This is a genomic window from Desulfovibrio sp. 1188_IL3213 (assembly GCF_036763145.1).
In the GTDB taxonomy this organism is placed as follows: Bacteria; Desulfobacterota; Desulfovibrionia; order Desulfovibrionales; family Desulfovibrionaceae; genus Desulfovibrio.
Window position 1 is genome coordinate 1 of the sequence record NZ_JBAIYR010000069.1, and the last position, 8,380, is coordinate 8,380.

Annotated in this window: 9 protein-coding genes; 8 read left to right on the top strand and 1 reads right to left on the bottom strand. The window is 56.0% G+C overall.

From position 1 onward, the window contains the following. Nucleotides 1–181 precede the first annotated feature (181 nt). From fbp to V6C16_RS05140, 6 genes are all read left to right on the top strand, one after another. Nucleotides 182–1,195 carry a class 1 fructose-bisphosphatase gene (gene fbp, locus V6C16_RS05115; protein WP_333536333.1) on the top strand — a complete coding sequence of 338 codons (1,014 nt, stop codon included), beginning with the start codon at nucleotides 182–184 and terminating at the stop codon, nucleotides 1,193–1,195. A gap of 69 nt (nucleotides 1,196–1,264) precedes the next feature. Continuing rightward, nucleotides 1,265–2,350, top strand: coding sequence for a tRNA (adenosine(37)-N6)-threonylcarbamoyltransferase complex transferase subunit TsaD (tsaD, locus tag V6C16_RS05120; protein WP_333536332.1), 1,086 nt, complete (start codon nucleotides 1,265–1,267; stop codon nucleotides 2,348–2,350). A 139-nt stretch (nucleotides 2,351–2,489) separates the two neighbouring features. Further along, nucleotides 2,490–2,813, top strand: coding sequence for a thioredoxin (trxA, locus tag V6C16_RS05125; protein WP_012624828.1), 324 nt, complete (start codon nucleotides 2,490–2,492; stop codon nucleotides 2,811–2,813). Continuing rightward, nucleotides 2,810–3,736 carry an NAD(P)/FAD-dependent oxidoreductase gene (locus tag V6C16_RS05130; RefSeq protein WP_333536329.1) on the top strand — a complete coding sequence of 309 codons (927 nt, stop codon included), beginning with the start codon at nucleotides 2,810–2,812 and terminating at the stop codon, nucleotides 3,734–3,736. The genes trxA and V6C16_RS05130 overlap by 4 nt, the downstream gene beginning before the upstream one ends. Further along, nucleotides 3,729–4,460 (top strand): outer membrane protein assembly factor BamD, encoded by a 732-nt coding sequence (locus V6C16_RS05135; protein ID WP_333536327.1) that lies wholly within the window; start codon nucleotides 3,729–3,731, stop codon nucleotides 4,458–4,460. The genes V6C16_RS05130 and V6C16_RS05135 overlap by 8 nt, the downstream gene beginning before the upstream one ends. Nucleotides 4,461–4,513: 53 nt before the next feature. Beyond that, nucleotides 4,514–5,986 carry a cation diffusion facilitator family transporter gene (locus tag V6C16_RS05140; RefSeq protein WP_333536326.1) on the top strand — a complete coding sequence of 491 codons (1,473 nt, stop codon included), beginning with the start codon at nucleotides 4,514–4,516 and terminating at the stop codon, nucleotides 5,984–5,986. Between the two features lie 27 nt (nucleotides 5,987–6,013). On the opposite strand, the gene yihA is transcribed toward V6C16_RS05140, so the two are convergent. After that, nucleotides 6,014–6,616: a ribosome biogenesis GTP-binding protein YihA/YsxC gene (gene yihA / locus V6C16_RS05145; protein WP_333536325.1), complete on the bottom strand. Its 603-nt coding sequence runs from the start codon at nucleotides 6,614–6,616 to the stop codon at nucleotides 6,014–6,016. A gap of 188 nt (nucleotides 6,617–6,804) precedes the next feature. Between yihA and efp the strand changes: the two genes are divergently transcribed. Together efp and V6C16_RS05155 are read left to right on the top strand one after the other, a co-directional pair. After that, entirely contained in the window at nucleotides 6,805–7,362 is a 558-nt protein-coding gene (efp, locus tag V6C16_RS05150; protein ID WP_333536324.1) for an elongation factor P, read from the top strand. Between the two features lie 84 nt (nucleotides 7,363–7,446). Continuing rightward, nucleotides 7,447–8,380 (top strand): DNA translocase FtsK 4TM domain-containing protein (locus V6C16_RS05155; protein WP_333542841.1); only part of this gene is annotated, 934 nt, incomplete at its 3' end.

The following is an 8,380-nucleotide window of genomic DNA, read 5'->3' on the forward strand; positions in this document are numbered from 1 at the left end:
GCTGGCGCTGTCTCCCCGTCCGGCGATACGCCGGACAACACTGCCGCGCCGGATACTCTGCCGGGCGGGCGTCCAAGCCCCTTCGGGCCACGGAACTGACGCATAGCATGAAACTTGCGCCGCCCCGGGGCGGCGCAAGCCTTTAGGTACACGGAACATCTGTTTTTTGCAGGAGGCCAGCATGGCTGACATCACGGTCACGGAACATCTGCTGCTGCATCAAAAGCGCACCCCGCAGGCCACGGGGCAATTTACCGGCTTGCTGTACGACCTTATTCTTTCCGGCAAAAGCATTTCCCGCCGTATTAACAAGGCGGGGCTGCTGGATATTCTCGGTGGCACGGGCGAAGTGAACGTGCAGGGCGAGAATGTTCAGAAAATGGACACAATCGCCAACCGCATCATGCTGTACCGTATGGAGCGTTGCGGTGCATTGTGCGCCATGAGCTCGGAAGAAGAGGCCGATCTTATCCGGATTGGGCCGGAATTTCCCCGGGGCGACTACATCTTGATTTTTGATCCGCTGGACGGTTCTTCCAATATTGATGTGAACATCAATGTGGGTACCATTTTTTCCATTTTGCGCCGCCCCGAAGGGCATTCGGGTGAAGTGACGCTGGATGAGGTTCTTCAGCCGGGCAACAGGCAGGTGGCGGCAGGCTATATTTTATACGGCCCATCCACCATGCTTGTGCTCAGCACGGGACAGGGGGTGCATGGCTTTACACTGGATCCCGGAGTGGGCGAATTTTTGCTTTCCCACCCCAACATGTCTATTCCCGAGCAAGGCTACATCTACTCGGTCAATGAAGGGAACTGGAAGAACTGGGATGCCCCGGCCCGCGAAGCCGTCAACTGGTTTCACGGCTGCGAGACTTCAGACGGAAAGCCTTATTCTTCCCGATATGTCGGCGCACTTGTTGCAGATTTTCACCGTACGCTCATCAACGGCGGCATCTATATGTATCCGTCGGATGCCAAAAAACCCAATGGCAAGCTGCGCCTTATGTGCGAAGCCGCGCCGCTGGCCTTTCTTGCGGAGCAGGCGGGCGGCAGGGCCAGCGACGGCAGGGGGCGGATTCTTGAAAGGGTCCCCGAACATTTGCATGCACGTACTCCATTGTTTATCGGTTCTGCCAAAGATGTGGAAGCCGTTGAAAGCATTTACGCCAGACATGCGGGCCTGACAGCCTGACCACTAGTTGCGCGAAACTCAGGAGCCGCATTTGGTGTGGCTCCTGTTTTCTGTTGAAAGAGAGACCATATGCTTTGCCTCGGCATTGAAAGTTCCTGCGATGAAACCGCACTGGCCCTGGTGGAAGATGGCCGTCTGCTGCATTCCGTATTGTCCACCCAAGCTGACATGCACGCACTGTTTGGCGGAGTTGTGCCCGAGTTGGCGTCTCGCGAGCATTACCGTTATATCGGCCCCCTGTTTGACGAACTGATGCGGCGTAGCGGCAAAAACAATGAAGACATTGACCTCGTGGCTGTGGCGCGTGGGCCGGGGCTGCTTGGCAGTCTGCTGGTGGGCGTGGCCTTTGCCAAGGGGCTTGCCTTGAGCCTGGGCGCGCGTTTTATCGGCGTCAATCATCTTCAGGCGCACCTGCTGGCAGCTGGTCTGGAACAGCCTTTGGAATTCCCGGCATTGGGTCTGCTGGTTTCCGGCGGGCATACGCATCTGTATCGCATGGAAGCCCCGTGGAAGTGCCTGCCCCTTGGGCGCACACTGGACGATGCGGCGGGAGAGGCATTTGACAAGGTCGGCAAAGTGCTTGGCCTGGCCTATCCGGGCGGACGCCTTATGGATGCTCTTGCAGGGGAAGGGCGGGCAGATGGCATTGTTTTTCCTCGTCCTTACCTTGACAATGACAATCTGGATTTCAGCTTCAGTGGTTTGAAAACTGCGGCCAGCACCTATATTCAGCAGCATCTTCAGGGTGTGGCGTGGCCGCGCCCTCTGGTGTCAACGGCGGATGCGCCGCAAGAGCTGAAAGATTGTTGCGCCGCCTTCAATCTGGCCGTGGTGGACACCCTTTGCGCAAAGACAGCACGAGCACTGGACAGAAACCCGCAGTTGAAATATCTGATTCTTGCTGGCGGCGTTGCCTGCAACTCGCTGCTGCGGCGACGCGTTACGGAACTTATGGAGCACAGGGGCGGCCACGCCATCATTCCCGGCCCGCACCTGTGTACAGACAACGCGGCCATGATAGCCTATGCGGGCTGGCTGCTCGGGAAAAAGGGATATTACCATCAACTGCATATGGAAACTGTCCCCCGCGGGCGTGCGCTGCCTGACGACATGAGGCGCTGCCGCGAATACGCCGAAGACCTGTCGGAAACATGAGATTGTCTTGACAGTCAGGTCTTTGGAAACTACTCTTGCTCAATACAGAGGCCTCGGAATCCATATCCCGAAGCTTCGGTTTTCCGCCTCTGCGCCCTTTCGGGCATGCAGTGCGCAACATAAACCTAAGGAGATAGTTATGGCTGAACAGGTCACTGACGCCACCTTTGAAAGTGTTGTCCTCAAGTCCGATTTGCCGGTTCTGCTTGACTTTTGGGCGCCCTGGTGCGGTCCCTGCCGCGCCGTTGGCCCCATTATTGACGAGCTTGCCACCGAATACGCAGGCAAGGTGCGCATCGTTAAGATGAACGTGGATGAAAATCCCGCCACTCCTACAAAGTTCGGCATTCGCGCCATCCCCACCCTTGTGCTTTTCAAAAACGGCGAAACTGTCGAGCAGATCACCGGCGCTGTGACCAAGGCCGCCATGAAAGATCTGCTTGATACCAAGGCGCTGGCATGAAAGCATACGATGCCGTTGTGATCGGCGGCGGCCCCGCTGGCGTTACCGCAGCCCTGTATCTGGCGCGGTCAGGTTGCAGCGTTCTTATGCCGGAGCGTCTGACCTCCGGAGGGCAGTTGCTGCAAACAGAAGCGCTGGAGAACTACCCGGGCTTTCCCAAGGGCATCAAGGGCTATGAACTTGCCGACCTCTTCGCCGCGCATCTCGAAGGCTTGCCGATAGACAGGCCCGCCACCGTGGTTGAATCCATTAGCGGTTCGGCGGGCCGGTTTACCGTGCGATCTTCAGACGGAGAATACGCGTGCAAGACCGTGCTGGTCTGCTCAGGGGCCAAGCATCGCCACCTGGGGCTTGAAGATGAAGACAGGCTGCGTGGAAAGGGTGTTTCCTACTGCGCGCTTTGCGATGGAAACTTTTATCGCAACCAGACTGTAGCCGTGGTGGGCGGCGGCAATGCCGCCATGGAAGAAAGCCTCTATCTTTCAAAAATAGTGAACAAACTTCACCTCATCCATCGACGCGACAGCTTCCGGGGTCTTAAGGTATATGAAGAAAGGCTCGAAAGCATGCCGGAAAAGGTCAACATCATGCGCAGTTCGGTCATTACGAAGCTGCACGGTGAAGACTTTTTGACCGGACTGACCGTAAAGAACCTTCTGAGCGGCCAGGAAGATCTGTTGCCTGTTGACGGGCTGTTCATTTATGTGGGCTTTGCCCCGGTAACGGACTTCCTTCCTCAGGGAATCGTGCTTGATGAGCAGGGCTTTATCGTGACAGATACCGAGATGCGTACCAGCATTCCCGGCATTTTTGCCGCCGGTGACATACGCTCAAAGCTTTGCCGCCAGGTCATCACCGCCGCCGGCGACGGCGCAACCGCCGCCCAAGCGGCATTTGTCTTTCTGGAACAGCTCAATGCATAAAAAATTGTTACGCTCCATCTTGCTTGTCATGAGCATGCTCATGGCTTCCGGCTGCGGCATCATCGATATGATATATCTGCCGCCTGCAGAAGACACTGCGCAGGAAATTTTTGAGGCCGCCAACGACGCCATGAGTGAAAAAAACTATGTGCGGGCAGTGGAGCTATACAATAAACTGCGCGATACCTATCCCTTCAGCCCTTATACCATTGATGCGGAACTTTCCTTGGGCGATGCGTATTTCCTTGATGAGGAATACGAACTGGCTACTGAAAGTTACAAAGATTTCGAATCGCTGCATCCCAGGCATGAGGCCATCCCCTACGTGCTGTATCAGACGGGCATGTCTCTGCTGAAACAGTTCCGCTCCATCGACAGGGCGACAACGGAATTGCAGGAAGCATACGATTACTTTAATCGCCTGCACCAGATGTATCCGGACTCTCCCTATGCCAAAGGCGCGGAAGAGCACATGATAACCTGCCGGAAGCTCATGGCGGAACACGAGCTTTATATTGCAGACGTGTTCTGGCATATGAAAAAATATGGTCCGGCCTGGCATCGTTACGAATTTATCGTAAAGAATTTCCAGGACGTGCCGGAAGTGGCCGAACACGCCAAGGAAAAAAGCCTTGCCGCCTACCATTACTACAAGGAAGAGCAGGCCAAGGAAACACGGCAGAAACGTCAGGGGTCCTGGCGCGAATGGTTCAAGTGGTTGTAGGAACGTAAAGACAAAAGCCCCTCCGGGGGCTTTTTTTTACTAGAGGGGTCTTCATGTCCGGTTCGATGGAAGCCAGTGCTGAAAAAAATCGCGCGGCCCTCACATCCCTATGGGCGGCTTTTGCCCTTACCGCCGTCAAGCTTGCTGTAGGGCTGCATACCAACAGCCTTGGCATTCTGTCTGAAGCTCTGCACAGCGGGCTGGATTTGCTGGCGGCTGCCATGACTCTTGCCGCTGTGCGTGTGGCGTCCAGGCCAGCAGACGCGCGGCACCCCTATGGTCACGGCAAGATAGAAAATCTTTCGGCTCTGGCCCAAACGCTGCTGCTGCTTTTAACCTGCTTCTGGGTCGTCCATGAAGGGGCGGATCGTCTCTTGGCCGGTGCGAGCCCCGTGACGCCTTCACTGTGGGGCGTTGGTGTCATGGCCCTTTCGATCATCATTGATATCAACAGGGTCCGCGTACTGCGTCGCGTGGCAAAAAAGTATAAAAGCCAAGCGCTTGAGGCAGATGCGCTGCATTTTTCCACCGATATTCTTTCTTCAGCCGTAGTTCTGGTCGGCGTTCTTGCAGTATGGCTGGCCTCTGCTCTCAATGTTCCGGGACCTATGCATGCCATACTGGTTCAGGCGGACACTGTGGCAGCCTTGATCGTCGCCGTCATCATTTTTCGAGCCAGCGTCCATATGGCCCGCCAGGCTGTGGATATTCTTATGGACTCCGGCTCCATGCGCGAACAGCAGGCAATCATAAAGGCCGTGAAACGTGTTCCCGGTATTACCAATGTGCGCGATGTACGCTTGCGTACCAGTGGCCCGACCAGCTTTGTGGACCTGACGGTGGGGGTGGAACCGGGCATACAGGTCAGCGAAGGACACAAGCTGGCCCATGCGGCAGAAGAGGCCGTGGGCTCAGTGCTGGATGACGCGGATGTGACCGTTCACGTGGAGCCTTACAGCGCCGACGATGACAAACACTGCGATCCTTTCGTGCAGGTGCAGCACACTGCCTGGAAGCACGCCCTGGCTGTGCATAACATTCACATCCTGCGGTCGGCCGGCAATTGTTTTATTGAATTGCATGTGGAACTTCCCGGAAAAATGTCTTTTATCCAAGCACATAGCCGCGTCATGGACTTTGAAGAAGACTTACACGAATCTTTGCCCGGAAGCGAGGTCGTGAGCCATCTTGAGCCGGAAGGGACAGCCTGCGCACTGGCATATGGGGCTTCGGTTTCAGTGCCGTATGCCGAGATGGTCTGGCGTGAAATAGAAACTGTGCTGGCAAAAGAACCGCTGGCTGGCAATCCGCACAGTTTTTCAACCTACGAATCGCCGGAACAGGGGATTTGCATATCTTTCCACTGCGATGTGGACGCCACCTTGAACGTTGAAGAGGCGCACACCGTGTGCATGCGCCTGGAAAAACAACTGCGGCTGAGCGCTCCGCAATTGGGACGCATCATTATTCATATGGATCCGGACACACGTCACGAGAGAGAGCAGGGGCGTGCCGCATACCCCTGACGTGACGTCCAGCCCGGTTGTTTGACACTACTGTGCGTTTTCCTCTGGAGGCACGGCCGCCCCGGCCGCCCGGGCCAGTTCGTCCCACAGGCGATCAATGCCCAGGCGACTGCTGGACGAAGTCAATACAGGGCAAATCCCAAGTATGTTTTGCCATTCTTTTTGTTTTGCCATGCGCTCACGCTGATTGCACTTGTCGGCCTTGGTCAGGATGGGAACCAAAGGCAGGCCATGCACCTGGGCAAAGGAGGCCAGGCTCAGATCAAGCTGTTGCGGGCTGAGCCGACAGTCGAGCAAAAGGGCCAGAGCCTTCAGGCTGGCGCATTCCGTCAGATAGCGTTCCAGCAGTTTTGCCCATTTTTCTCTTTCGCTATGGCTTGCACGGGCATAGCCATAGCCAGGCAGGTCTACAAGGTAAAAACGAAAAGGCTCAACCAGGTAAAAGTTGACGGATCGGGTTTTTCCCGGCGTGGAGCTGACTTTAGCCAACTTTTTTCTGCCGGCCAACGCGTTGACCAGAGAGGATTTACCCACATTTGAGCGCCCGGCCAGAGCTATCTGGGCCTCGGGGCGCGCAGTAAGCTGATCCAGCGTATAGGCGGTGCTTTCCAGGGTAAGGCTGATGGGCATAAAAACCTCATGTGATACTTGAAGGTTGAGTCTTGACAAGTGCCTGACTTTCGGCAAGTATTTACAGTTCGGAAACGTGATTTCCTTCAAAACACTTCCGCACAAGGTAGCCGCTCTTGCCCCTGTTGGCAAATGACCGGCCTGATGCCAGTTTATGCCGGTTTGCGGCGACACGTAGGAGGTAAACTATGTATTCTACCACTGATTTTCGCAGGGGTCTTAAAATCGAAGTCGAAGGCATCCCTTACGAAATTGTGGATTTTCAGCACTTCAAGCCCGGCAAGGGCGGTGCAATGGTGCGCACCAAGCTGCGCAATATTCTCACCGGGCGTATGCAGGACATTACTTTTCGTTCCGGCGAAAAGGTAGGCAAGCCCGACCTTGAAACACGCGACATGCAGTTTCTGTATCGTCAGGATGACGAACTTATTTTTATGGATCTGACCACCTACGAGCAGTTGCAAATGCCCGTCTCGACCACGGATGGCAAAGAAGGCTTCCTGAAAGACGGTCAGGAGTGCCGGGTACTGCTGTACAAGGGCAACCCGCTGGACATTGATATCCCCGTAAGCATGGTGCTGGCCGTTGTTGAAACTGAACCCGGCGCCAAAGGGGATACGGTGAGCAACGTCACCAAGCCCGCAAAACTCGAAACCGGCCTTGTCGTTCAGGTTCCTATTTTTGTTAACGAAGGTGACCGCATCAAAGTGGACACCCGCTCCAAGGAATACCTGGGCCGGGAATAATGCCCGGTCCCGGAGGGTAGCCCTACGGACGCCCATAAATTCAGCCGCGAACTTCTTGGCCTTTTTCTGCTCTTCTGGGCACTGCTGCTTTTATTAAGCCTGCTCAGCTTTGACGCCAATGACCCCAGCCTCAACCATGTGGTCAGCGGCGCTGTCGAAGTGCGTAACAAGGCTGGCCTTTTTGGCGCGTATACTGCGGGATTTCTCAACGATGTCTTCGGCGTGGCCGCCTTCCTCTGTCCGCTGGTTTTCGGCGCACTGGGGGCGGCCTACGTCTCTCCCGCCTATGGCATGCACTGGTGGCGCTGGTGCGGCTTCTTTCTGCTTACCATCTGCCTGCTGGCCGCCGGTGCGGCATGGGATTTTTCCATTGGCGACATATGGGGCGGCGGCATGGTCGGCAACGCGCTGCACAGCAATGCCAGCCGTTACCTCAGCCCCGGCGGCTCCGCGCTTGTATGGTTTTTCGTTTTCCTGGCCGGGCTTCAGCTTGCCTGGAACATCTCGTGGTTTACCCTGGCTGGTCGCCTTGTGCATTGGCTGCGCGATAAGCTTGAGGAAAAATTCGGTTCCGACGAAGCAGAGCAAAACGAAAAGACAAAAAAATCCTCCAAGAATGCCTCATCTTCAGGAAAGGCTGTCGCTCGCGGGCAAAGTCTGCCCGAAATAGTGCGGCACACGCCTGAAACAGCGGAAAGTCAGGAAGAAAAAAGTTCCGGTTTTCGGCTGTCCTGGCTTTCCTGGGACTTTTTGTCCCGCTGGCGGGATCGCCTGGGAGACATCCAGCCCACAGCGGATTCCCTGCCTGAAGTTTATGAAGAAAAAACTGCCGAAGCTGGACCGGGCAGGGCAGGCGTTGTGGATTCCACAACGCCCCTTGTTCCGGCTGATGCCGGGGACGATCCTTTTGCAGTGGCCCAGGACCTGAGCGGTCAGCCGCTGGTAGAGCAAGGTTGCGCGGCGTCAGACGCGCTCGCGTCGCCAGTGCGGAAAAACGCTGCGGCTGCCCCCCCCGAAG

Excerpts from the sequence above, each read along its gene's own strand:
- fbp (WP_333536333.1), top strand. The coding sequence starts at position 182 with ATGGCTGACATCACGGTCACGGAACATCTGCTGCTGCATCAAAAGCGC.
- tsaD (WP_333536332.1), top strand. The coding sequence starts at position 1,265 with ATGCTTTGCCTCGGCATTGAAAGTTCCTGCGATGAAACCGCACTGGCC.
- trxA (WP_012624828.1), top strand. The coding sequence starts at position 2,490 with ATGGCTGAACAGGTCACTGACGCCACCTTTGAAAGTGTTGTCCTCAAG.
- V6C16_RS05130 (WP_333536329.1), top strand. The coding sequence starts at position 2,810 with ATGAAAGCATACGATGCCGTTGTGATCGGCGGCGGCCCCGCTGGCGTT.
- V6C16_RS05135 (WP_333536327.1), top strand. The coding sequence starts at position 3,729 with ATGCATAAAAAATTGTTACGCTCCATCTTGCTTGTCATGAGCATGCTC.
- V6C16_RS05140 (WP_333536326.1), top strand. The coding sequence starts at position 4,514 with ATGTCCGGTTCGATGGAAGCCAGTGCTGAAAAAAATCGCGCGGCCCTC.
- yihA (WP_333536325.1), bottom strand. The coding sequence starts at position 6,616 with ATGCCCATCAGCCTTACCCTGGAAAGCACCGCCTATACGCTGGATCAG.
- efp (WP_333536324.1), top strand. The coding sequence starts at position 6,805 with ATGTATTCTACCACTGATTTTCGCAGGGGTCTTAAAATCGAAGTCGAA.